At 39.9% G+C, this 23,023-nt stretch carries 26 protein-coding genes; 25 read left to right on the top strand and 1 reads right to left on the bottom strand.

Annotation, left to right across the window (positions count from 1 at the left end; all coding sequences use genetic code 11):
• The first annotated feature begins 102 nt into the window (after nucleotides 1-102).
• The 24 genes from Ana3638_RS23915 to Ana3638_RS23805 all read left to right on the top strand — a co-directional run bounded on the left by Ana3638_RS23915 (nucleotide 103) and on the right by Ana3638_RS23805 (nucleotide 20,828).
• The gene (locus tag Ana3638_RS23915; RefSeq protein ID WP_161840263.1) at nucleotides 103-792 is read left to right on the top strand and encodes a virulence protein; all 690 of its coding nucleotides are present in this window, start codon (nucleotides 103-105) and stop codon (nucleotides 790-792) included.
• Nucleotides 792-1,019 carry a DUF4314 domain-containing protein gene (locus Ana3638_RS23910; protein WP_097015250.1) on the top strand — a complete coding sequence of 76 codons (228 nt, stop codon included), beginning with the start codon at nucleotides 792-794 and terminating at the stop codon, nucleotides 1,017-1,019. The genes Ana3638_RS23915 and Ana3638_RS23910 overlap by 1 nt, the downstream gene beginning before the upstream one ends.
• A 57-nt stretch (nucleotides 1,020-1,076) precedes the next feature.
• Entirely contained in the window at nucleotides 1,077-1,259 is a 183-nt protein-coding gene (locus Ana3638_RS23905) for a DUF5049 domain-containing protein (protein WP_097015249.1), read from the top strand.
• A gap of 72 nt (nucleotides 1,260-1,331) precedes the next feature.
• A complete protein-coding gene (locus Ana3638_RS23900) occupies nucleotides 1,332-2,930 on the top strand; it encodes a terminase large subunit (RefSeq protein WP_161840691.1) in 1,599 nt (532 codons plus the stop codon).
• Nucleotides 2,931-2,949: 19 nt separating this feature from the next.
• A complete protein-coding gene (locus Ana3638_RS23895; protein WP_161840262.1) occupies nucleotides 2,950-4,197 on the top strand; it encodes a phage portal protein in 1,248 nt (415 codons plus the stop codon).
• Nucleotides 4,194-4,895 carry a head maturation protease, ClpP-related gene (locus Ana3638_RS23890; protein WP_161840261.1) on the top strand — a complete coding sequence of 234 codons (702 nt, stop codon included), beginning with the start codon at nucleotides 4,194-4,196 and terminating at the stop codon, nucleotides 4,893-4,895. The genes Ana3638_RS23895 and Ana3638_RS23890 overlap by 4 nt, the downstream gene beginning before the upstream one ends.
• Nucleotides 4,896-4,913: 18 nt before the next feature.
• On the top strand, nucleotides 4,914-6,107 hold the full coding sequence (locus Ana3638_RS23885; RefSeq protein WP_161840260.1) for a phage major capsid protein: 1,194 nt from the start codon (nucleotides 4,914-4,916) through the stop codon (nucleotides 6,105-6,107).
• Between the two features lie 12 nt (nucleotides 6,108-6,119).
• Entirely contained in the window at nucleotides 6,120-6,332 is a 213-nt protein-coding gene (locus Ana3638_RS23880; RefSeq protein WP_161840259.1) for a head fiber protein, read from the top strand.
• A 14-nt stretch (nucleotides 6,333-6,346) separates the two neighbouring features.
• Nucleotides 6,347-6,667, top strand: coding sequence for a head-tail connector protein (locus tag Ana3638_RS23875; protein WP_097015244.1), 321 nt, complete (start codon nucleotides 6,347-6,349; stop codon nucleotides 6,665-6,667).
• A 1-nt stretch (nucleotide 6,668) separates the two neighbouring features.
• Entirely contained in the window at nucleotides 6,669-7,004 is a 336-nt protein-coding gene (locus Ana3638_RS23870; protein ID WP_097015243.1) for a head-tail adaptor protein, read from the top strand.
• 5 nt (nucleotides 7,005-7,009) lie between these two features.
• A complete protein-coding gene (locus tag Ana3638_RS23865) occupies nucleotides 7,010-7,441 on the top strand; it encodes an HK97 gp10 family phage protein (RefSeq protein WP_161840258.1) in 432 nt (143 codons plus the stop codon).
• Entirely contained in the window at nucleotides 7,438-7,779 is a 342-nt protein-coding gene (locus Ana3638_RS23860; RefSeq protein ID WP_097015241.1) for a hypothetical protein, read from the top strand. The genes Ana3638_RS23865 and Ana3638_RS23860 overlap by 4 nt, the downstream gene beginning before the upstream one ends.
• A gap of 3 nt (nucleotides 7,780-7,782) precedes the next feature.
• On the top strand, nucleotides 7,783-8,373 hold the full coding sequence (locus tag Ana3638_RS23855) for a major tail protein (protein WP_097015240.1): 591 nt from the start codon (nucleotides 7,783-7,785) through the stop codon (nucleotides 8,371-8,373).
• Between the two features lie 8 nt (nucleotides 8,374-8,381).
• A complete protein-coding gene (locus Ana3638_RS23850) occupies nucleotides 8,382-8,771 on the top strand; it encodes a hypothetical protein (protein ID WP_456298141.1) in 390 nt (129 codons plus the stop codon).
• Nucleotides 8,772-8,818: 47 nt separating this feature from the next.
• Nucleotides 8,819-8,959: a hypothetical protein gene (locus Ana3638_RS24760; RefSeq protein ID WP_202621537.1), complete on the top strand. Its 141-nt coding sequence runs from the start codon at nucleotides 8,819-8,821 to the stop codon at nucleotides 8,957-8,959.
• A gap of 79 nt (nucleotides 8,960-9,038) precedes the next feature.
• A complete protein-coding gene (locus Ana3638_RS23845) occupies nucleotides 9,039-9,533 on the top strand; it encodes a nucleotidyltransferase domain-containing protein (protein ID WP_097015238.1) in 495 nt (164 codons plus the stop codon).
• Between the two features lie 117 nt (nucleotides 9,534-9,650).
• The gene (locus tag Ana3638_RS23840) at nucleotides 9,651-12,077 is read left to right on the top strand and encodes a phage tail protein (RefSeq protein ID WP_161840257.1); all 2,427 of its coding nucleotides are present in this window, start codon (nucleotides 9,651-9,653) and stop codon (nucleotides 12,075-12,077) included.
• A gap of 13 nt (nucleotides 12,078-12,090) precedes the next feature.
• Nucleotides 12,091-12,942: a phage tail family protein gene (locus tag Ana3638_RS23835; protein WP_161840256.1), complete on the top strand. Its 852-nt coding sequence runs from the start codon at nucleotides 12,091-12,093 to the stop codon at nucleotides 12,940-12,942.
• Nucleotides 12,943-12,945: 3 nt separating this feature from the next.
• A complete protein-coding gene (locus tag Ana3638_RS23830; protein WP_161840255.1) occupies nucleotides 12,946-15,210 on the top strand; it encodes a siphovirus ReqiPepy6 Gp37-like family protein in 2,265 nt (754 codons plus the stop codon).
• A 27-nt stretch (nucleotides 15,211-15,237) separates the two neighbouring features.
• Nucleotides 15,238-15,741 (top strand): hypothetical protein, encoded by a 504-nt coding sequence (locus tag Ana3638_RS23825; RefSeq protein WP_161840254.1) that lies wholly within the window; start codon nucleotides 15,238-15,240, stop codon nucleotides 15,739-15,741.
• 11 nt (nucleotides 15,742-15,752) lie between these two features.
• Complete coding sequence (locus Ana3638_RS23820; protein ID WP_161840253.1) at nucleotides 15,753-18,221, top strand: fibronectin type III domain-containing protein; 2,469 nt, start codon at nucleotides 15,753-15,755, stop codon at nucleotides 18,219-18,221.
• A 60-nt stretch (nucleotides 18,222-18,281) separates the two neighbouring features.
• Nucleotides 18,282-18,722 (top strand): phage holin family protein, encoded by a 441-nt coding sequence (locus Ana3638_RS23815; protein WP_161840252.1) that lies wholly within the window; start codon nucleotides 18,282-18,284, stop codon nucleotides 18,720-18,722.
• Complete coding sequence (locus Ana3638_RS23810) at nucleotides 18,719-20,104, top strand: hypothetical protein (RefSeq protein WP_161840251.1); 1,386 nt, start codon at nucleotides 18,719-18,721, stop codon at nucleotides 20,102-20,104. Before Ana3638_RS23815 ends, Ana3638_RS23810 begins: the two co-directional genes overlap by 4 nt.
• Nucleotides 20,105-20,123: 19 nt before the next feature.
• The gene (locus Ana3638_RS23805) at nucleotides 20,124-20,828 is read left to right on the top strand and encodes an N-acetylmuramoyl-L-alanine amidase (protein WP_161840250.1); all 705 of its coding nucleotides are present in this window, start codon (nucleotides 20,124-20,126) and stop codon (nucleotides 20,826-20,828) included.
• A 186-nt stretch (nucleotides 20,829-21,014) separates the two neighbouring features.
• On the opposite strand, the gene Ana3638_RS23800 is transcribed toward Ana3638_RS23805, so the two are convergent.
• Nucleotides 21,015-22,319: a LysM peptidoglycan-binding domain-containing protein gene (locus tag Ana3638_RS23800; protein WP_161840249.1), complete on the bottom strand. Its 1,305-nt coding sequence runs from the start codon at nucleotides 22,317-22,319 to the stop codon at nucleotides 21,015-21,017.
• A gap of 434 nt (nucleotides 22,320-22,753) precedes the next feature.
• Between Ana3638_RS23800 and Ana3638_RS23795 the strand changes: the two genes are divergently transcribed.
• The gene (locus Ana3638_RS23795; protein ID WP_161840248.1) at nucleotides 22,754-22,969 is read left to right on the top strand and encodes an SHOCT domain-containing protein; all 216 of its coding nucleotides are present in this window, start codon (nucleotides 22,754-22,756) and stop codon (nucleotides 22,967-22,969) included.
• Nucleotides 22,970-23,023 lie beyond the last annotated feature (54 nt).

Below are 23,023 nucleotides of genomic sequence, written 5' to 3'. Positions count from 1 at the left end.
GTGTAAATAGTAGAATGTAAAATATAAGCTACATACCACTTGCTATTTACTTGGTTTAGAGTGATATATAACACTACCAAAAAGAAAGGTGGTATAAGGAATATGAAAATACGATTTAATCGTTCAGGGAGTGAGCGAAAAGCATTCGTTACTACAATCGGTGAGATCCTTGAAGTAAAGCCAGTTTATAGAGGAGCACCGACATTCATTTATGATATTGATGGCTTTGCGGTGGATAAAGAAGGAACACTTATATTTGATGACCGCACAGACAGCGAAACGGTGGAAATACTGCTCGATAAACTTGTTGGTCGAGGGTTTGCCTTTGAAGAGTCTGAAAACGCAACACAGGGCAACACAAACGCCTCTGACATGCTTGCAATTGAGATACCGAAGGAAGGCTTTACTGACACTGCTTTAGCAAATCTTGATAAGCTCATTCAAAGCAAAGGAGCTCTTATAAAGAAAGCACTCGGTGTTGAAGCCCTTCCGATTGAGCAGACTGAAGAAAGATTTCGCTTTCCTTGGTTTCCCTTTGATTCAAAAGCCGATGAAGTGAATGCCTACACACATTTTATTACAGCTATCTGTGAGATGGCTAAGACACAGGTGAGAATAACTGCAACAGCAAAGGAAGTAGAGAATGAAAAATATGCCTTCCGTTGCTTCCTTCTTCGCCTTGGTTTTATCGGTTCGGAATATAAGAAATTGCGAAAAATTCTACTTTCAAAGCTAATAGGAAGTTCTGCATTTAAAAGTACACCATCTAAGCTTGAGGAGGTGGAACAATAGTGAGAGGAATATCAGCAGATACATTAAAACGGTTGAAGGATTCTTACATTCCCGGAACGAGAGTAGTTCTTATAGAAATGAATGACCCTTATACAAAACTAATGACTGGAGATAAAGGAACCGTTACCGGTGTAGATGATATTGGTACCATTCATGTGAAATGGGATAGGGGAGGTTCTCTAGGAGTGGTTTTTGGCGAGGACTCATGTAGGAAAATCGACGACTAAAGTATTGACTTAATATTAAATGATTACTATTAGCGTTTCAGCAGAGGAGGATGGTGAATGACCGAAGAAATTAGGGATCAAATTCTAGCAATTCGAGATACAGGTGAAACCAATATGTTTAACATTCCTGTTGTTATCGACATTGCAGAGCGTGATGGGTACTATGAACTGATTGATTACCTATCTGATCATAGAGACGATTATGTACGTTTCATTCTTACGGGTGAAACCATGGAATAAAATAGACAGCTTTTATGAGAAGGAACTCTGTATAAGGGTTCCTTTTTCAGTGTTCACGGGGAGGTGGCGGCGATACGAAAACTAAAGACATACAAGCCGACCATCTTCAAAGCAGATGGTTCGGTTTATAATCAGGATTCAGCTGATACAGCTGTAGCATTTATAAATTGTTTAAAACACACTAAAGGAGAGTGGTATGGTCAGCCATTTGAATTGATTGACTGGCAGGAGCAGATTATACGAGATGTATTTGGTATAACAAAGCCGAATGGATACCGTCAATTTAATACTACTTATATCGAAATTGCTAAAAAGCAAGGAAAGTCAGAACTTGCGGCAGCAGTAGCACTACTGCTTACTTGCGGTGATTTTGAACATGGTGGAGAGGTTTATGGCTGTGCTTCTGACCGTCAGCAAGCATCCATTGTTTTTGATGTGGCTGTTGAGATGGTAGAGCAATGTCCGGCGTTAAAAGCTAGAATAAAACCTGTACTTTCTCAAAAGAGATTAGTGTATAAACCACTTGGGAGTTCCTATCAGGTTCTTTCTGCTGAAGCTTATACAAAGCATGGTTTAAATGTTCATGGAGTAGTATTTGATGAGCTACACGCTCAGCCAAACCGGCAGCTTTTCGATGTTATGACTCACGGTTCTGGAGATGCAAGAAAGCAACCACTATATTTTCTGATTACTACTGCGGGCAATGATCCGCACTCAATATGTTATGAAGTACACCAAAAAGCAAAGGATATTCTAGAAAGGCGAAAGGTTGATCCTACATTCTACCCAGTCATTTATGGTGCCAATGAAGATGAAGACTGGACAGATCCGAAGGTATGGGCGAAAGCCAACCCCTCAATGGGTATTACTGTAGATATTGAAAAGATACAAATTGCTTGTGAAAATGCAAAGCAAAACCCTGCAGAAGAAAATTTATTCAGACAACTTCGGTTAAACCAATGGGTGAAGCAATCAGTACGTTGGATGCCTATGGAAAAATGGGATAAGTGTTCATTTGCAGTAGACCCTGACAGTCTTGTAGGTAGACAATGCTACGGTGGATTGGACTTATCATCAACAACGGATATAACAGCATTTGTTCTTGTATTTCCACCAGAGTATGAAGATGATAAGTATATTATTCTTCCTTATTTTTGGATACCAGAAGATAATCTCGACCTAAGAGTGAGAAGGGATCATGTTCCCTATGATATATGGGAAAAACAAGGTTTCTTAAAGACAACAGAAGGAAATGTAGTGCATTATGGTTACATTGAAAACTTTATCGAAGAGTTGAGTTTGAAGTATAACATTCGAGAAATCGCTTTCGACCGATGGGGAGCAGTGCAAATGGTACAAAACCTTGAAGGAATGGGTTTAACAGTGGTGCCATTTGGTCAAGGATTTAAAGATATGTCACCACCAACTAAAGAATTGATGAAGTTAACTTTGGAAGGGAAATTTGCTCACGGAGGGCACCCGGTACTTCGATGGATGATGGACAATATATTTATTCGAACTGATTCTGCTGGGAATATCAAGCCAGACAAAGAGAAGAGTACAGAGAAGATAGATGGTGCGGTTGCAACAATTATGGCACTTGATAGAGCTATACGGCTTGGTGGAGCAAGCAATTCTGTTTATGATAATCGAGGATTAATTGTATTCTAACTATTCGGAGGTGATGCTTATGAGTTTATTAAAAGGAATGTTTCGGTCAAGAGATAAACCCCAAAATCGTATAGGAAGTTCATTTTCATTTTTGTTTGGCGGAACAACAGCTGGTAAAACGGTTAATGAGCGTACTGCTATGCAGACAACGGCGGTATATGCTTGTGTAAGAATATTAGCTGAAGCTATAGCAGGACTTCCATTACATGTATATATATACCGTTCAGACGGAGGAAAAGAAAGAATACCTTTCCATCCATTGTATCACCTTCTTCATGATGAACCAAATCCAGAGATGACTTCATTTGTGTTTCGAGAAACACTTATGAGTCATCTTTTACTTTGGGGTAATGCCTACGCACAGGTTGTTCGCAACGGGCGTGGTCAGACTATTGCACTTTACCCACTGTTACCAAGCAAAATGGATGTTAGCCGAGCATCAAATGGAGAGTTAGTATACACATATTACCGTGATGTTGATGAAAGTGGTTTAAACCCAAAAGGTGGCTATGTCACACTTCGCAAAGATGAAGTTCTACACATCCCGGGTCTTGGTTTTGATGGACTTATTGGCTATAGCCCAATAGCAATGGCCAAGAACGCTATTGGAATGTCACTTGCAACAGAGGAATATGGTGCAGCATTCTTCGCTAATGGTGCAAATCCCGGCGGAGTATTGGAACACCCAGGTGTAATCAAGGATATACAACGAGTCAAAGATAGCTGGAACAGTGCATACCAAGGAAGTGGAAATGCTCATAAGGTTGCTGTATTGGAAGAAGGCATGAAGTTTCAAGCCATAGGTATCCCACCTGAGCAGGCACAATTTCTTGAGACACGGAAGTTCCAGATTAATGAGATTGCTCGTATCTTTCGTGTACCTCCACATATGGTGGGTGACCTTGAGAAATCCAGCTTCTCAAACATCGAGCAACAATCTCTGGAGTTTGTGAAATACACACTTGATCCATGGGTGGTCCGCTGGGAACAAAGCCTTCAGCAAGCTTTATTATTACCATCTGAGAAAATAGAACTATTTATTAAGTTTAATCTGGATGGCTTGCTCCGTGGTGACTATCAGAGTCGAATGAATGGATATTCAGTTGGAAGACAAAATGGGTGGATGTCTGCAAACGATATTCGTGAGCTGGAGGATATGAATCGCATTCCTTCTGAAGAAGGCGGTGATTTGTATCTTGTGAATGGCAATATGCTCCCGCTTTCTCAGGCGGGTAATTTTTATGAAAAGGAGGCAAATAGCCAATGAGAAAATTTTGGAACTGGGTGCGAGATGAAGCCACCGAAGATCGTACTCTTTACCTTAACGGAGAAATATCTGACGAGACTTGGTGGGGTGACGAAGTAACACCTAAGATATTTAAGGATGAATTAATGGCTGGCTCTGGAAATGTAACAGTGTGGATCAATTCGCCCGGTGGGGATGTCTTTGCTGCCGCTCAGATCTATAACATGCTAATGGATTATGTAGGAAGTGTAACCGTAAAGATTGATGGACTGGCAGCAAGTGCGGCATCGGTCATTGCTATGGCTGGTGGTGATGTATATATGTCTCCGGTATCTATGCTTATGATCCATAATCCTTCGACCATAGCCATCGGAGACAGCGAGGAAATGCTCCGTGCAAAGGCTCTGCTTGATGAGGTAAAGGAAAGTATCATCAATGCATATGAACTAAAATCCGGGCTATCCCGAACTAAAATCTCCCACCTTATGGATGCAGAAACATGGATGAACGCAAACAAAGCAATTGAGCTTGGCTTTGCTGACAAAATTATGTTTACGGAGGATGAAGAGCGAAGTCCACTCGATACAGGGCAAGGACTTATATTCTCCCGTGCAGCTGTATATAACTCGCTTCTTGGGAAAATTCCCAAAAAACAAAAACCGAAAATAGGAACCCCAATCGAGTCGCTGGATAAGCGGCTTTCTTTAATTTCTCACTAATTTAAAGGAGGAAATACAATGAGTAAAATTCTTGAATTGCGCGAAAAGCGCGCTAAGGCATGGGATGCAGCAAAAGCATTCCTTGATACGAAACGTGGCGGTGATGGATTGTTATCCGCTGAAGACACTGCAACTTATGAAAAGATGGAAGCAGACGTTGTGGCTCTTGGTAAGGAAATCGAGCGTTTGGAACGTCAAGCATCTATCGACCTAGAACTGTCAAAAGCAACCAGTAACCCTATTATGAATCAGCCAACAAGAACGGGAGAGGAAAAGACCGGCCGTGCAAGTGCTGAATACAAAAAGGCATTCTGGAACGCTATGCGTGACAAGGTTAGTTATGATGTAAAAAATTCATTGACGATTGGTACCGATTCTGAGGGTGGATACCTTGTACCTGATGAATTCGAGCGAACCTTAGTGGAAGCACTAGAAGAAGAGAATATCTTCCGTAGACTTGCTAATGTTATCACGACATCTTCCGGTGATCGAAAAATCCCAGTTGTTGCAAGCAAAGGAACTGCAAGCTGGGTAGATGAAGAAGGAGCAATTCCTGAGAGTGATGATAGCTTTGGTCAGGTATCCATTGGTGCTTATAAACTGGCAACCATGATTAAAGTTTCTGAGGAATTGCTAAACGACTCTGTGTTTAATCTTGAAAGCTATATTACAAGAGAGTTCGCACGTCGTATTGGTAACAAGGAGGAGGAAGCCTTCTTCGTTGGTGATGGAACAGGTAAGCCAACAGGTATTCTGAATGCCACTGGTGGTGGTCAAGTTGGTGTTACTACAGCTGGAGCGACAGCTATCAATCTGGACGAAATGCTAGATCTGTTCTACAGTCTGAAAGCACCATATCGTAATAAGGCTGTTTTTGTAATGAACGATGCTACGATTAAAGCCATCCGTAAATTGAAAGACGGAAACGGACAGTATCTATGGCAACCTTCCATCCAAGCAGGAACACCAGATACCATTCTAAACCGTCCTCTTTACACCTCTGCATATGTGCCTACTATTGAAGCAGAAGCAAAGACCGTAATATTTGGTGACTTCAGCTATTACTGGGTGGCTGATCGTCAAGGAAGAGTATTCAAAAGATTAAATGAACTCTTTGCCGTTACAGGTCAAGTAGGATTTATTGCTACTCAACGTGTTGATGGCAAGCTTATCTTACCAGAGGCTGTTAAGGTGCTCCAGCAGAAAGCGTAATGGAGGTGCGATATGAGTTATAACACGAAGAACTACATGGAGCAAGGCGGCGAGAAATTAGTAATTGGTGGAACTTTAGAAATCTTAGAGGGAGCTTCAGTAACGGGGCTCCCAATTGCTGAAAATCAAGCGGACAGCACAGCCACTGATGTCGCTGGGGTGGTTACGGATTTCAATGCCATGCTAGTCAAATTAAAAGCTGCAGGACTAATGGAGGCTGACTAAAGGAGGTTGGTGATATGGCAGTTGCAGACAATCTCTTGCCTAAGGTCAAGGCGAACTTAATCCTAAAGCATGACCAAGATGATGATCTCCTTATTGGTTTTATCACTGCAGCATTGTCGTATGCCCAGAGTTATCAGCATGTCTCTGAAGGCTATTATGAAACCAATACCATGCCACCTACAACAGAACAAGCAGTGATAATGCTGTCGAGCCATTTCTATGAAAGTAGGGATGGTTCGACGGCTGGTTTCTTCGCTGATAGTGTACAGGCGGGTCAACAAGTATGGAACACAGTGAATTTACTTTTACGCCTTGACCGAGAGTGGGGTGTATAGCATGAGCTTTGGAAAGATGAATACCTTTATTGATATTATTAGCACCGTGCCAATTAAAGATAAGGAAGGCTTTTCTATAAAGGGAGATAACATACTCGCTAGTGTACGTGCTTATAAGGAAGATCGTCACGGCAGTGAGAGGTGGATGAATATGGCTTCTTTTTCTACTGCCTCTTGCCTATTTCGGTTTAGGAAAATCCCTGGACTTGAGGTTAATACAGAAATGGCCATAGTCTGTGATGACAGTAGATATCAAATTTTAAGTGTAGAGGATGTAAGAAGCCGCGGGATGTATGTTGAGGTTTTAGCTGAAAAGATAGAACCAACTGTGAGGTGATGGATATGGCAAGAGTAAATATCAAGATGCCGGAGGAATTTCTTTTAAAGGTATTCAGGTTATCTGACCAGACTGATGTTATTCTACCAAAGGTTTTAGAAGTTGGTGGTGAAGTGGTTCTGGATAAAGTCAAAGGTAATCTTAGTAAAGCAATCGGCAGGGATACTAAATATTCATCAAGAAGCACTGGTGAACTGCTATCCTCATTGGGTCTTTCTGGTGCAAAACAGGATAGAGGCGGCAACTTCAATGTGAAAGTTGGTTTTGCAGAGCCACGATCAGATGGAGAAAGTAATGCTAAAATTGCTAGTATCATTGAATACGGAAAGCATGGTCAGCCTGCAAAACCCTTCCTTAAACCAGCGAGAACTGCGTCTAGAAAGGCTTGTATGAATGCTATGATAGCCAAGCTAGAGGAGGAGATCAGTAAGATATGAATATTTTAGAAGAACTCAATACCCTCGTTACTGCTATACCACTCCCCGTTGAAACTGGGGTCTTTTCAGGTTTAGCGCCGGATGAGTATGCTGTGATACTTCCTCTTTCAGAAATCTTCGAAGTCCATGCGGATAATCGCCCAGGATTTGATGTGCAGGAAGCTAGGATATCTCTGTTCTCAAAAAATAATTACTTAGAACGGAAAAGGCAGCTCACACAAGCTTTACTAGATGCAGACTTCACTGTGACGGAACGTCGGTATATTGGCCACGAGGACGATACCGGATATCACCATTATGCCATCGATGTGGCAAAAAACTATAGATTGGAGGAGTAACTTATGGCAACAATCGGTCTTGATAGATTGTACTATTCAAAAATAACTGAAGATATCAATGGTGAAGAAACCTATGCTGTACCTTCAGTTCTTGCAAAAGCCATTACTGCCGAACTCTCGGTGGAGTTGGTTGAAGCAATCCTGTATGCGGATGATGGTGCGGCCGAGGTCGTGAAGGACTTTAACAGTGGCACACTCACTCTTGGTGTAGATGACATTGGCCCAACTGTAGCAGCAGATTTAACTGGTGCGACTACAGACGACAACGGAGTATTAATCTCAGCAAGTGAGAACGTAGGAACCCCTGTCGCGGTAGGATTTCGTGCTCAAAAGGCCAATGGCACATACCGATATTTTTGGCTATACAAAGTGATGTTTGGATTACCAGCAACCAACTTACAAACAAAAGCAGATACCATCACCTTCTCTACACCCACGATTGAAGGGACGGTAATGCGAAGAAACAAGCTGGATGGTATGGGAAAACATCCATGGAAAGCAGAGGTCACAGAAGGTGATGCAGGTGTTTCTTCTGCAATTATAACAGGTTGGTTTACGGAAGTTTATGAACCAGTATATACACCTGAACCTTAGGAGGGAAAATGATGGAGAATGAGAGAAGTGCGGCTATCAATATTGGTGGAAAAGAGTATGAACTTATTTTAACTACACGAGCAACAAAGGCGATTGCTGGTCGATATGGTGGACTTGAAAATCTTGGTGAAAAGTTGATGAAATCTGAAAACTTCGAGATGGCACTGGATGAGATTATATGGTTAATTACATTACTTGCAAACCAGTCTATATTAATTCGGAATCTTAGAAACAAAAATTCACCAGAAGAGTTGCTAACTGAGGAAGAGGTAGAAATCCTAACCACACCGTTTAATCTGGCAGAATATAAAAACGCTATTACAGAAGCTATGTTTAAAGGTACGAAACGTAATGTGGAAAGTGAAGAAGAAACACCAAAAAACGTGGAAGTCGGGTAACAGACGCTGAGGTCTTTACCCGGCTTTTTTACTATGGAACAGTTCAGATGGGCATGGATGCAGAGGAGTTCTGGCTGATGCCAATTGGACTGTTTTTTGATTTGTGGACCTGCCATAAGCAATGGCATGGAATTGAGAAACCAAAGAGAACTCAAACGATTGATGATATTATTCCATATGGTATTTGAAATATATGGATAACTATGATACTCTTTATTTAATGCTAAAAGAGTTACAAACAAATAGGAATTTGAACGGAGGGATTACATGGTAAGTAAAACAGATGCCATTGAGATAATATCATATGCTGAAGAAAATGAAATTAACATTTGGATAGATGGCGGTTGGGGAGTAGATGCGCTATTAGAAGAAGAAACAAGAGTACACAATGATATTGATTTATTTGTGGAAGAAAATAATAGTAAAAAGTTTATTGAAATATTAAAAGAAAAAGGCTTTGCTGAAGTTACCGAAGCATATACCACCACATCTCACACGGTTTGGAAGGATAGTAAAGGCAGAATAATTGATCTTCATATATTTAAATTCAATGAACACGGATTCATTGTTTTTGAAGGAGAAGCATATCCTCCAGAAGTGTTTAGCGGCATTGGGAAAATAGGTGATAAAATGGTAAGATGTATTGATGCTGAAAATCAAGTATTATTTCACTTGGGCTATGAGCATGATGAAAATGATGTGCGCGATGTAAAACTATTGTGTGAGAGATTTGATATTCCTGTTCCGAGTGAATACAAGTAACTGACAAATGCCAGTTTATATGTCACGATGAAGTAATAAAAATATATGAGGATTAATTTAGGAGCAATCAAAAGATTGCTCCTTTTTCATGCCCTTTTTTAAGGAGGAGGTGATGGCATGGCAGACAATTTTGGATTAAAGATAGGCGTTGAGGGAGAGCGTGAATTCAAGAATGCCTTGCGGGATATTAATCAATCCTTTAAGGTACTGGGTAGTGAAATGGCCCTAGTGACCAGTCAGTTTGATAAAAACGATAAATCTATACAGTCGGTTACTGCTCGCAATGCAGTTTTAAATAAAGAAATTGATGCACAGAAAGATAAAATTTCTACCCTTAAGGCTGCCCTTGATAATGCCACCACCTCGTTTGGTGAAAATGATCGTCGTACCCAAAACTGGCAGATACAACTAAACAAGGCTCAAGCAGAACTAAATGGCATGGAGCTTGAGTTAGAGCAGTCTACAGTTGAAGCAGATAATCTTGGAGATGAACTTGAAGATTCGGGCAAAAGTGCAGAAGATGCTGGTGGCAAGTTTGATAAGCTCGGTGGCATATTGAGTGGTATCGGTGTAGCAATGGGGACAGTTGCAGTTGCTGCCGGAGCTGCAGCAATTAAGTTAGGCAAAGAGGTAGTTACACAGTTCGGAGAGTTGGAACAGAACTTAGGTGGCTCTGAGGCAGTTTTCGGCAAATATGCTTCGTCGATTCAGAAAACAGGCGAGGAAGCCTATAAAAACCTTGGCGTTTCCCAAAGCGATTATCTTGCAACTGCCAACAAAATAGGTGCATTATTCCAAGGTTCTGGTATCGAACAACAAAAAAGCCTTGAGTTAACTGAAAAAGCAATGCAACGTGCTGCTGACATGGCATCCGTTATGGGTATCGATATGTCCTCTGCAATGGAAGCCGTCACTGGTGCGGCTAAAGGCAACTTTACCATGATGGATAACTTAGGTGTTGCAATGAACGCTACAAACATTGAAGCCTATGCTCTCTCAAAGGGATTGGATTTCACATGGAAAACTGCAACGCAAGCAGAGAAAGCCGAAGTTGCAATGCAGATGTTCTTTGAGAACACAGAGCAGTATGCGGGTAACTTTGCTAAAGAGTCAACTCAGACTATCTCCGGTTCTATTGGATTGTTAGAAGCTGCGCTTGGTTCTTTTACCGCAGGACTCGGCAATGCTGATGCCGACATGACAAACCTAACGGAAAATCTCGTGGATGCTTTTGAAGCAGTTGTTGCTAACATTGTACCCGTTTTAGAAAATATCGTAACCGCTTTACCGTCAGCTACAGGAGCAATTCTAGAAGCGGTTGCAGATTTGCTTCCTTCGCTTCTTGAAACTGTCACAAGTATATTCACGCAGGTATTAGAAACAATTTTGAATCTCTTACCTGAACTAATTCCAGCAGCGGTTGGTGCAATAATGACTATCGTTGGTGCGCTAATTGATAATCTTCCGTTGCTCATAAATGCGGCAATTGAACTTGTAACCACACTTGTAGAGGGTATTGGCTTAGCTTTACCGCAGCTAATACCCGCAGCAGTTTCTGCTATAATTCAGATTGTTCAAGGACTTATAGAAAACTTACCTCTAATCCTAGATGCGGCTTTACAGTTAATACTTGGGTTAGCACAAGGATTGGTGGAAGCCATACCACAGCTGATATTAGCTTTACCAGCTATTATATCAGCTGTAGTAGAATTTCTAATTGATGCTATACCCCAGATTATTGATGCCGGTATTCAATTATTGACTTCATTAGTAACTGCACTACCTACGATCATTGATGCAATTTTGGAAGCAATTCCAGAAATCATCGATAATATTATTAATGCGGTTATTAAGTCTATTCCGATGATTATAGACGCAGGCATCCGCCTTTTAATATCGTTAATTCAAGCATTACCACAGATTATTACGACAGTCGTAGCCGCGATTCCTAAGATTATAACCTCATTGGTAGGTGCTATTGTAGATAACATTGATCAGATCATTCTAGCAGGTGTTCAGTTGTTTGTTGCTCTTATTGAAAATCTGCCACAGATTATTTTGGAAATAATAAAAGCAGTACCGCAGATCATCGAAGGACTCATTAATGCATTCTCTGATTATATAAGTGATATGACCGATATGGGTGGTGATCTAATCAAAGGACTATGGCAGGGGATATCAGATGCGGGAGCATGGCTATGGGATAAGATATCTGGATTTTTTGGGAATGTAGTTTCAAAAATTAAAAGCTTTTTTGGCATTTCATCTCCATCAACATTATTTGCAGGGCTTGGACGCAATATGGGTGAAGGTATTGGTGTCGGATTTGAAGATGCGATGGAGACCGTATCAAGAGATATGCAAAATGTGATACCAACAAGTTTTGATATGAATTACAGAAATATGGCAGGACAGGGTGGTGTAAATAACGTTGGTACAGGCATCACACAAAACATTTCGGTTGTTACACCTAAGGCTTTGTCTGAAAAGGAATTGTCGAGGGAGTTTACAAACCTGTCACGTAAACTGTTACTAGAAATATAAGGAGGGGATGGCTATGGAAGTTACCTATATCAATTCGAGTGGTGAAAGCATCACGCTCAATCAAAGCCGCCCATTTTTCATTACCAAGATAGACGGTACAGGAAACATACGCCAGACTGTAAACACTTTCAAGGCACCGGAACAGGACGGTGCTTTTTATGTGTCATCTACGATGGATATGCGAAACATTATATTAGAGGGTACGATTATAGCAAATACACCAGATGAAGCATATGAGCTGCGTAAAAGCTTCCTAAGATTATTCAGCCCTAAGAAGTCGGGAGTTATTAGATATCGTGAGAGACAAATTTCCTGTGTTGTTGAGGAGGCTGTATTATCAGTCTCCTCAAGAGAGAGGATACCAAAGTTCTTTATAAGCCTACTATGTCCAAACCCTTTCTTTGAAACCTTGGATGATGTATGGCATGACCTTGCTTCTTGGGAGCCTTTGCTAGAGTTTGAATTAGAGATACCGGAGGATGGCATCGAGTTTGGGATAAGACAGCCAAGTCAGATCATTGCAGTGGATAATTTCGGAGATGTACCTTGTGGTTGTGAAGTTATATTTAGAGCATTAGGGCCAGTTACTAATCCAGAGCTTCTACTTATGGATACTGGTGAGTATATAAGAATTCTTACAACAATGAATAATGGGGATGAATATCACATATACACTCACTTTGCTGAAAAAAGAGTAATAAGCTTCATAAATGGTACAGAAAGTAACGCCTTTTATCTATTAGATACATCCTCTAATTTCTTTCAGTTAGAACCCGGCATGAATAATCTTCGCTATGATGCATCGGCGAACTTGGAATTATTGGATGTTATCATAAATTTCCGTCCACAGTTTTTGGGGGTGTAGCATATGGAGCTATATGTATTTAATCAACATCGAGCCTTAATCGGAATTGTAGAATCATTTGAATACCTACGATGGACTAGACGTTACTCCCAGTGCGGGTCATTTGAATTAAAGGCCAATGCATCCACTGAAAATGCAGCATTACTTCAGGTGGGAAATTATATCTGGAAGAACGATGATGAAGAAATTGGATTAATCGAGTTTCAACAGCTATCTCAAACAGATAGCGAGATCATTATAGTTAGTGGAAGGTTTGCGACAATACTGTTAGGACGAAGAATTATCTGGAATACGGAGAGGCTGAATGGTGACTTATCAGCTTGTATAGGACAATTAATAAACAACAATGTCATATCGCCATCTGATCCTGATAGGCAAATAACAGATATTAGTTTTTCGTCACCTAATCTAGATATCCCAGTGAAACAGCAAGTGTCGTATACCAACCTTTTAGATAAAATACAGGAACTATGCACAGCAGCATCCGTTGGAATCAAAACTATCTTTTCACCAGAGTCTGGTCACTTAACGGTCACATTGTATATGGGAACATCATCTCAAGCTGTGTTTTCAAAGGAGTATGATAACTTACTGGATCAAACATTAACAAAAAACACAGCATCTTATGCCAATACAGCTAAGATTGGAGGGGAGGGAGAAGGTGAGAATGGTCGTATTTTTGAGCATATCTATAACGGCGCTGGGGAAGAACGAAGAGAAGTATTTGTAGATGCGAAGGATCTTCGTGTTGCAGATTTTCCAACGGACTATGATGAGGCATTAATCCTTCGTGGTTTGACAAGACTCTCAGAGCTTTCCATGTCTCATTCCTTTGATGTGATTGTCAATAACCACAGTAACTTAACCTATAAGACGGATTATGATCTCGGTCAGGTGGTTCAGGTTATTTCAAAAAAGTGGGGTGTTACGATGACAGCCCGTATCGAAGAAGTGGAAGAAAGCTATGATGCGGAAGGACAGAGTATTAATGTAACCTTTGGAAAGGCTGAGCTTACAATTGCACAAAAACTTAAATCTGAATTTAGCCAAGTACGAACATCTCTTGGAGCTCCGACAGGCCTTACTGAAATGCTCGGTGAATCAAATGAGTGGACTGATCTTCAAAAATTCTCAGGTGGTGTCATGATTAGTTCTGCTAGACTTGCTGCAAATACATCAACAGCAGGAGGCAATGACCCAACACTGGCAAAATACTACCATGTTGCAAGGGTTGTCATTAATGGTTCATTTAATCGTATTGCCTTTAAGTTCGATTATATTGGTACTGGAACAACTCCCAAAATGGGTACCATTGAAGGATATGTTTATTCTACATCATCTTTCTCGACCATATCCATTCAATCTTATGTGCAAGCTTATACAAGAGATAAAAGTCCATTTTTACCGACTGATATCAAAGTAGTTAAGTCCGCAAGTTCTACTAAAACAATATGGGATATCTATGTTTGGTTATCAGACTATGGCACGGCATATGTAAATGGATTATATGCACTTACTGAATCAGGAAATCTTTTAGCTGACCCCAGAAATGGAGACCTACTTCTTGTGGCTAACCTGCCTATTGTATCAAGTACATTCACTTATGAAGGTGAGAATTTTACGGTAACAGCTATTGATAATGGAGTTGTAAGAACATCTACTTATAGCGAGAAAGGTGAGTTTAATTCGATACAGTTACCGAATCGAGATATAAGTCTTACGTCGTCCGATAATCCGTTACAGATCGGTGTATCTGGTGGAGTAAATATGGTCTTTGACGGTAATGAGATTATGACACGAAATAACGGATTGTCATCGCCCATGTATTTAAATCTAGAGGGAGGTCCCGTTTGTGTTAATGGAGACGCTAACACAGGTATTGTTTATGGTGGAGATACTGGGTGGCAGTTTGTACAGGATGCAGAATTTCAGAATGGTTTTACAGCTTATACAGGAGGAACAGCACAGCGGCCTAGATACCGAAGAGTTGGACGGATGGTGCATTTATTTGGTGCATGTTCTCCGCCTACTGGTGCTACCATAAACTCGGCTTCAGCGACGAGTATGTTCACATTGCCAGTAGGGTTCAGGCCAAATTATGATTTTCGTACCTTATGTCAAGGGTCAAGTACGAATAAGTGGCTGTTTGTAGTAGGTGAAAACGGACAATGTACTGCAGCACGTTATGGCACTAACGAGTATGCTTCGAACATCACAGGTAATGAGTGGCTTCCGTTTAGCGTATGTTTTTTAGCTGATCCGAGCTAACATATATTAATGAAGGAGGGTTTTATTATGGAAAAGAGTGGATTTTTTAACTCTTCGAACGGTGACCGGATTTACGATGCCACTGATTTTGCTACCTATTTTGGCAGCTTAGTTTCGAATGGCATATTTTATAAGGATACTACAAATCTGCAAGTGACTCCAGGTTTAGGAATGGCAGTAAATATAGCAGTTGGAAGTGGTTGGATTAACGGTTATCATTATGAGAATACTGCAGTGCTTAGCAAGACACTAGAAACTGCAAATGGTTCATTTCCAAGGATTGATCGGATTGTTATGCGATGGAGCTTTCTTGAAAGGAATATCATTATTACAGTTCTAACGGGTACAGCAACTGCCTCACCAAGTGCTCCGGCCTTAACAAGAAACTCGGATATCTATGAATTGTGCCTTGCAGAGGTATTGGTTCCACAGGCAGCTACGTCTATAACTATAGGAAATATCACAGATACGAGGTTGAATTCTACTCTATGCGGAACAGTGAATTCTCTAGTTACAGCAGTGTATGAATGAGGTGAGTAAGCATGGCAAATTACCAAGCTACAAATGCATGTACTTGGCGTGATGGGAGATATATTCCAGGCACTACGCAAGATATAAGGCAAGGGGTATTTGAAGATTTAGGTCAATGCGTCGGTGTTATGATATTTAATCTGACATCTATACGAAATCAATACCAGGACTATTACCCGACAAGTGCGTCCCTTGCACTTACACGAACAGGAGCTGGTGCCTGGGGTAGCGAGCGAACGATGACGCTTTATGCTGGAAACCAAACTGGTATCCCGTCTTTGAGCTCTTCAACGAATATAAATGCTCCTCGTCCAACCAAAGTAAGTTCTGCCTACAATTATGATATCTCTGCAGGGCAGGGTGATAAAATAATAAATATTTCAACGGCATTGATTGATTCCATAGGAAGTGGAGCTAGTAATTGCCTTTTTATAGATGCAGGGTCGAGCACAACTCATTACATGTCTTTTATGGGGAGAAACGACCTTACAAAGATTGTACTAACAGTTAACTGGGAAAGCCGTACGACTGCAGCTAGTGCACCAACGTCATGTTCACTTAGTAGTACACTTGCCGAGGGTAATGTAACCCTATCCTGGAGCGGTGCAAAGTCCGGAGCAAATAATGATATATCAGCCTATGAAATTCAGTACAGCGATTCTACAAATAACTCTACCTGGGGAAGTTGGACAGCACTTACTGTTATAAATTCTACTGCTACTAGTGGTAGTTTGTCAGTCTCTCCACCAAACATAAGAGGAGATTTTCGAAGATTTCGTATCCGTACACGTGGTATGGCAGGTAGTGCCTATTACTCAGGATGGAAGGTCTCATCAAATACTGTAAGAAAAAATACACTACCAGCTGCTCCTACAACAGCAATAGCTTCACCGGAAATCTATAGTAATGAAACTATAACATTAACTTGGTCAGGAGCGGCAGGAGGAACAAGTGCAATTAGAGGATACCGAATTTCAAGCCGCACATCTATGGATAATAATACTTGGGGCGAATGGAATGAACTCATTACACTTAATCTTAATGCCAATAGTGGTAGTTATAATCCCGTAGTAACTAATGTATCAGGAACCTACACACAGTTTAGTATAAGGACTATTGATGTTCTTGGTGCTATTTCATCAGAGAAAATTAGCAATAGTATTTTATGCAACATTACAGCTTGTGGTGAACCGACCATATTTGCCTTAAGTACTACAATAGCGGAGGGAAGTCTTACTCTTTCATGGAGTGGGGCTACTGCGGGAGCTGGTAATGCAATTATAGGTTATGAGATAGAATACAGCGATTCTAATGATGATAGCAACTGGGGTATGTGGAGTCCACTTAAAACGGTTATTACTTCTGGAACCAGTGGCTCAACTAGCGCATCTCCAACACCTATACGTGGGCACTACCGCAGATTTAGAATTCGTACGATTGGAACAGCAGGAAGTAGCTATTATTCTGATTGGAAGGTGTCTGTAAGTAGTGTCAGAAAAAATATTCTACCAACGCCACCTTCCATTTTAATAGCTTCACCAACCTTGTACGAGACTCCAACTGTAACAATAGCTTGGAGTGGAACACTACCTGGTACCAGTCCAATCAAACATTATGTAATTCAGCGTAGTACGTCATTTATGGGTAATCCACCATGGACATCATACGAAACATTGGCAACGATTGTATCTAGTGAAACATCTGGTACTTACGTAGCGGAAGCATCAAATTTGCCTGGGACATCAACAAGATATCGTATCAGTGTTACAGATACACTCGATGCAGTTTCTGCTTATGTGACTAGTAATATAGTTACGAAAAATAGTCCTCCCACAGCACCTAAAATCGAATGTCCAATGTCTGGTAGATCAACATACAATTTAACACCACGATTTATGATTACAACGGGTATAGAGCCGGATGGTCAGACACAGATTGTTGAGGTAAGGCTTAATGCGGGTCAGTGGTTCAACAGTGTTGATAATCCCGAGTTGTTCTCTACAAATGGCTATCTCGGAGATAACACAAAAACGGTATTTAAAGCACCGGCATTATCATACGGAAGTCATAAAGTGAGCATTCGGTGCTTGGATAGTGACTTAATGACTTCAAGTGCTGAGATTGTAAAAACATTCAATGTACAGTCATCACCTTTTCAGTTAATTACGGCAAATGTAACTACGGTTAAGGCAACGCATATTAATACTCTTCGTACTACTGTTAATACCATTCGTGAATTCCACTGTATGCCTCCGATTGTATGGGGAGAAGAAATCATTTCTTTAAAAACCACAATAGAAAGGTGGCCACAACACATACAAGAGCTACGAGCAGCACTTGAACCAATTATTACTAGGATTAATGAATTTGATGGTACATCCACTTTTGACATACCACCAGTGGAATGGATACCTTTTGGAGTAGGTAGACCAAAGGCCGATGTAATGATACAACTGCAGGAATTGATACAGATACTATAATGTTATAGCGCTCTTGTTAACCAGGGCGCTTATTCAAAAATATGAGTGGAGGATTTGAGAATGAAAAAGATGTGGAACAAGATACAAGCCGCATTGACAGTCGTTGGAGGGTTTGTTGGGTGGTTTCTCGGTGGCTTTGATGGTTTTCTCTATGCGCTAATAACCTTAGTTGTAATTGATTATATAACGGGCGTGTTATGTGCAATTATTGATAAGGATTTGTGCAGTGAGATTGGAGCGAGGGGCATCTCTAAAAAGGTGCTTATTTTTATATTGGTAGGTGTGGCGCATGTGCTAGATACAAATGTACTAGGAGCTGTAGGCAATACAGATGCAAATGTTCTTCGTACTGCAGTGATTTTCTTTTACCTAAGTAATGAAGGAATATCTATCCTCGAAAATGCATCTCACATCGGATTACCTATCCCTGAAAAACTTAAAGATATACTAAAACAACTGCACCGAAGGGAAGATGGTGGGTCACAGGAGGGTAAGTCATGATAGATTTAACTAAAGTGGCAACGGTATTCATTGGTCGACGCGGTGAGCACCATTACCGTAATATTGAGTTTGATGTTTCTAGCTTATTAGAAGATAAATACCCTGGCGCATCCTTAAATGCAATTTATAGAAGGCCAGATGGAATTGCGTATCCGGTGGTTACAAATTACGTTGATGGTGTCCTAACGTGGTCACCAAGTGCAACAGATACAGTACAAGTCGGTGTGGGGCGGTTGGAAATAAGAGTCACAGACTGTGATGTGGTAGGAAAAAGCGTTCGTATTCTAACCATAGTAGAGGATGCCTTGGATGATGGGATTGTCCAGCCACCGGAACCTCCGGCACAAGAATGGCTAAATCATGTACTATCAGTATTAGCCGAATTAGATGTTAAAGAAATAAATAGTCTACTCAACCTCATCTATGGTCTGCTGACTAACAACTATGATTTACTAAACACAACGCACGATCTAATCGAGGATATGCGTGATACATTATACATGCGAACAGGTATTATTCTCAACCATTTGCATCCGATAGAAACTGCTACTGCACCAGATATGGTTAGCCGAAGAGGTGCCATCACTTTTACGAGCATAAATAGCGGAAACAATCTAGTAATAGGTACGGTAACATATACCTTTGTTACAGCTTTGGGTAGCCCTGCTGCAAACAATGTGCAGGTGCTTATACAAGGGAACATTCGAAATACTGTCAAGAAGCTTGCAGAAGCCATAAGGGGCATCCAAGATATAGCTAATATTGTTTATGGATCAGGAGCATCACCAAATCCGGCTTGCACAGCTTATTGGACGAGTCGGATTTTTTCCATTGGTGATATTACCATTCCTTCTGGTGAGAGTCTATTCTTATTGGAAAGAGCAGAAAATGCGACGTCACCATTGACGCTTACCTCTACTGCAACGGCCACGATCAATGCATTCACCAGAGCAAGCTATTTAAGATATGTCCTTAGCGGTAATGCTACTGGAACAGGCGGTATAAATAGTGTCAGAGGACCTTTGCAAACATTATTGCCCATTGGAAGCGTGGTTATAGGAGGACAGGACGGATTGCTTTATCCGACTGCTTATGATTGTCATTTGGTTACTCTTTGTCGTCAATCGGATACAAGTGAAAAAGAACTAGACTTATATATATCAAACGATGAAGTGAACTTTACCAGAATATCACGCAGCACTCCTATTGGTGCTGATAGTTCAAACGCTGGGTTGCATATTGATATTCAACTGCGTCAAAGTCGAGTGCCTTCTGGTTATGGGTTGTATATCAGTATGGGAAGTGATGGCACATCGGCTAGTGCGTACTGTGATCTGAAATTTACTTATCATCTGTACCCAGTAACTTTACCAGCCAATTAAAAATTATGAGGTGATAATATTGAATTTGTATAAATTGATACTTACGAAAAACGCCTGTTATAAAGCAGGTAAAACCATAACACCAAAAGGGATTATGGTTCACTCCACTGGAGCAAGTAACCCATGGCTTAAACGTTATGTTGGTCCTGATGATGGACTCCTTGGTAAGAACCAATACAAAAACCACTGGAATCAAGATAAACCAGGTGGAAAGCAAGTTTGCGTTCATGCCTTCATTGGTAAATTAGCAGATGGCTCGATAGCCACCTACCAAACATTACCTTGGAATCATCGTGGGTGGCATTGTAGTAGCGGATGGAAAGGGTCTGGTAATGACACACATATCAGTTTTGAGATTTGTGAGGATAATTTATCCGATAGATCATACTTCCACAAGGTGTTTAGTGAAGCAATAGACCTTTGCGTATATCTTTGCAAGTTATATGGTCTAAATGAGAACAATATCATCTGCCACAGTGAAGGATATAAACTTGGTATAGCCAGTAATCATGCAGATGTAATGCACTGGTTTCCAAGGCATGGTGAGACCATGGACTCCTTTAGAAATGCTGTGAAAGAAAGACTGCAGGCAGAAGAAGAGAAAGAAGATAAGAAATATTATCGGGTACAAATCGGTGCATTTACTTCTAAATCTAATGCTGAAGACTTTCTAGATAAGGTCAAAAACGCTGGATTTACTGATGCTTACATCAAAAAAGAATAATTAATTATTATGGCCGCTAGGTGATTAATTTCACTTGGCGGCGAATTTTTTTTGAAAATATTCGTTCAAATTGATAATTTCTGTCCTTATGAGGTCTACTAACCAAATATCGTTAGATGGTACTTCAGCAAGTAATCTATTTATAAAATATCGTTTAGAGTTATATTTACAATATTAATGTATGAATTACATTTCTCTACCTAACGGAATTTTTTCTACTTCAAATTGCGTATTTATTATTGACCAAAGTTGAGGAACGTAACTCATAACATTCCATAAACCACTTCCGTTTAGTCCTCTGTCAACAATAATCTTGAGTATTGAATTTATGCTTATGCCATTAATAAACCATACGACATGATTTACCGGGATGCCAGATGGTGCCGTATTATATTTGTAGAAAGGAGTTTGGGATTCTTCATCAAATTGAATGACAACATGGTATTGCCTGGCTTGCTCAAGAGCTGCTTCCAATGAAAGTGATTTTGCATTTGAAAGACCAATGATATACGGAAGTTCCCAATCATAGGCGATAAGAAGCAAACCAGTTACTATTTTTTCGGGACTTATCTGAGACTCTATGAAATCCAGAAATTCATTTGTTCTTGATACTGATGCGATTGGCGCCGGTGGTCCCAGATAGGAGCCCCAGAGATAGGTTAAGATAATTACTCCATCCGATAGTTGTGCGATCTTTGTATAATCAATTTTTTCAAAAGAAATCTCTGTCGCTGTAAAAATGATACTAGGAGATATTGTAACGAAAAATATAAACCCTTCTTCTTTAAAACGAGTATATGCTTTAGTATTGAAGGTCTCATATGCAGATAATGATACATTTGACAATAATTCATAAGCTATATTTATCCCGTAATAACCCTTCTTTTTTAATATGACTATCAAATTATCAATAAGCTTATCCATTTGATCTTCGTTATTTAATATGTTATACGCTGATTGTACATCGATCTGTCCAAGAGTTGATAATGTAGTAATAATAAGAATAGGTGCTACTCCATAAGTCTTTGCCATTAGCAATATATCTTCATCATCAGTTTCTTCAATAGTACCTCCTTCCATCACTCTGTAACCAAATATACTAAGGTACGTTAAATAAGGCAAAGTTTTTCTAAGGTTATTTCTATCGACGAATTCTCTTGCATAACCACTAGTCGTTATTCTCCTGATTTTTTCACCATAACTGATAATTAATGTTTCACCTGGATAGATATACTCTCTTTCTGAAAGATATGGATTGTTCCTAAGTAATTCTAATACAGTTATATCATTTTTATTCGCAATTTCCTGTAATGTATCACCATCCTGAACGGTATAAATTTTTTGGGGAAAAGTTATTACTAATACCTGTCCTGGGAGTAATATACCTTCAGCTTCATACCCATTATCAAGTAGAATTCTATCGACAGGGACCCCATATAAATTCGCTATATCATTAATAGTGTCTCCTTCTTGTACGACATATAATTCCATCAACTCTACCTCTCCAAAAAGTCCTATAATAGATTATATTAATAAAACGTTAAATAATGATTGGTAAATTTTAATACTATCGATATTCAATAACATTTTATTCATTAACTAAGTCTTAATTTACTCCTTTTATAATGTTCATAACGGAACTACATTGTTTTGTTTAACACAATATCATATGCAACAAATACTTACTAATAACTTCTCATAAAATTGCTGTGAATACCATTGCGCTAGCTACAGTGATTTTACTTTATACACCTCTATAATGAACTCGTTAGTATTTTTATTTGTGGGTTTACTTTTCTTGTTTCTTTCCTTTGCTGTATTATGAAAGTTTCTTTTTCTAAAATATCCGTCCAAATCAATGTTTTCTGTCCTTAGGTAGTTAGAGGGGTTAGATTGATATGTTCCCTCGGAAAGAGGCCGAGAAAATGCAAGTTACAAAATTAGAAGCAGTTGAAACGGTAAAATTTAAAGTAGCAAAGCCTACAGAGGATGCACTTAAAAATGAGTACGAATTTTTAATTGCAAAAAATCTCACAAAGAAACTTTTAGAAAAGGGCTTTATTAATCAAAGTGAATTTGACAAGATTATGGCCAAAAACCGTGAAACTTTCTCTCCGTTTTTAGCGGAGATAATGGCCTAAAAGACTTGATAAATAAGGCCTTTAGAGTGATTAATAGTACTGTGAAAAGGAGGT

It is taken from the genome of Anaerocolumna sedimenticola, assembly GCF_009931695.1.
GTDB lineage: Bacteria > Bacillota > Clostridia > Lachnospirales > Lachnospiraceae > Anaerocolumna > Anaerocolumna sedimenticola.
Note: the sequence above shows the minus strand (reverse complement) of the source record. Positions and strands in the feature narration are given on the sequence as shown.

What these genes read in the sequence shown, in the direction of transcription:
- Ana3638_RS23835 (WP_161840256.1), top strand. Translation starts at nt 12,091, where the DNA reads ATGGAAGTTACCTATATCAATTCGAGTGGTGAAAGCATCACGCTCAAT.
- Ana3638_RS23890 (WP_161840261.1), top strand. Translation starts at nt 4,194, where the DNA reads ATGAGAAAATTTTGGAACTGGGTGCGAGATGAAGCCACCGAAGATCGT.
- Ana3638_RS23800 (WP_161840249.1), bottom strand. Translation starts at nt 22,319, where the DNA reads ATGGAATTATATGTCGTACAAGAAGGAGACACTATTAATGATATAGCG.
- Ana3638_RS23855 (WP_097015240.1), top strand. Translation starts at nt 7,783, where the DNA reads ATGGCAACAATCGGTCTTGATAGATTGTACTATTCAAAAATAACTGAA.
- Ana3638_RS23850 (WP_456298141.1), top strand. Translation starts at nt 8,382, where the DNA reads ATGATGGAGAATGAGAGAAGTGCGGCTATCAATATTGGTGGAAAAGAG.
- Ana3638_RS23895 (WP_161840262.1), top strand. Translation starts at nt 2,950, where the DNA reads ATGAGTTTATTAAAAGGAATGTTTCGGTCAAGAGATAAACCCCAAAAT.
- Ana3638_RS23845 (WP_097015238.1), top strand. Translation starts at nt 9,039, where the DNA reads ATGGTAAGTAAAACAGATGCCATTGAGATAATATCATATGCTGAAGAA.
- Ana3638_RS23810 (WP_161840251.1), top strand. Translation starts at nt 18,719, where the DNA reads ATGATAGATTTAACTAAAGTGGCAACGGTATTCATTGGTCGACGCGGT.
- Ana3638_RS23885 (WP_161840260.1), top strand. Translation starts at nt 4,914, where the DNA reads ATGAGTAAAATTCTTGAATTGCGCGAAAAGCGCGCTAAGGCATGGGAT.
- Ana3638_RS23825 (WP_161840254.1), top strand. Translation starts at nt 15,238, where the DNA reads ATGGAAAAGAGTGGATTTTTTAACTCTTCGAACGGTGACCGGATTTAC.
- Ana3638_RS23820 (WP_161840253.1), top strand. Translation starts at nt 15,753, where the DNA reads ATGGCAAATTACCAAGCTACAAATGCATGTACTTGGCGTGATGGGAGA.
- Ana3638_RS23815 (WP_161840252.1), top strand. Translation starts at nt 18,282, where the DNA reads ATGAAAAAGATGTGGAACAAGATACAAGCCGCATTGACAGTCGTTGGA.
- Ana3638_RS23905 (WP_097015249.1), top strand. Translation starts at nt 1,077, where the DNA reads ATGACCGAAGAAATTAGGGATCAAATTCTAGCAATTCGAGATACAGGT.
- Ana3638_RS23880 (WP_161840259.1), top strand. Translation starts at nt 6,120, where the DNA reads ATGAGTTATAACACGAAGAACTACATGGAGCAAGGCGGCGAGAAATTA.
- Ana3638_RS23840 (WP_161840257.1), top strand. Translation starts at nt 9,651, where the DNA reads ATGGCAGACAATTTTGGATTAAAGATAGGCGTTGAGGGAGAGCGTGAA.
- Ana3638_RS24760 (WP_202621537.1), top strand. Translation starts at nt 8,819, where the DNA reads ATGGGCATGGATGCAGAGGAGTTCTGGCTGATGCCAATTGGACTGTTT.
- Ana3638_RS23795 (WP_161840248.1), top strand. Translation starts at nt 22,754, where the DNA reads ATGCAAGTTACAAAATTAGAAGCAGTTGAAACGGTAAAATTTAAAGTA.
- Ana3638_RS23875 (WP_097015244.1), top strand. Translation starts at nt 6,347, where the DNA reads ATGGCAGTTGCAGACAATCTCTTGCCTAAGGTCAAGGCGAACTTAATC.
- Ana3638_RS23865 (WP_161840258.1), top strand. Translation starts at nt 7,010, where the DNA reads ATGGCAAGAGTAAATATCAAGATGCCGGAGGAATTTCTTTTAAAGGTA.
- Ana3638_RS23830 (WP_161840255.1), top strand. Translation starts at nt 12,946, where the DNA reads ATGGAGCTATATGTATTTAATCAACATCGAGCCTTAATCGGAATTGTA.
- Ana3638_RS23870 (WP_097015243.1), top strand. Translation starts at nt 6,669, where the DNA reads ATGAGCTTTGGAAAGATGAATACCTTTATTGATATTATTAGCACCGTG.
- Ana3638_RS23860 (WP_097015241.1), top strand. Translation starts at nt 7,438, where the DNA reads ATGAATATTTTAGAAGAACTCAATACCCTCGTTACTGCTATACCACTC.
- Ana3638_RS23915 (WP_161840263.1), top strand. Translation starts at nt 103, where the DNA reads ATGAAAATACGATTTAATCGTTCAGGGAGTGAGCGAAAAGCATTCGTT.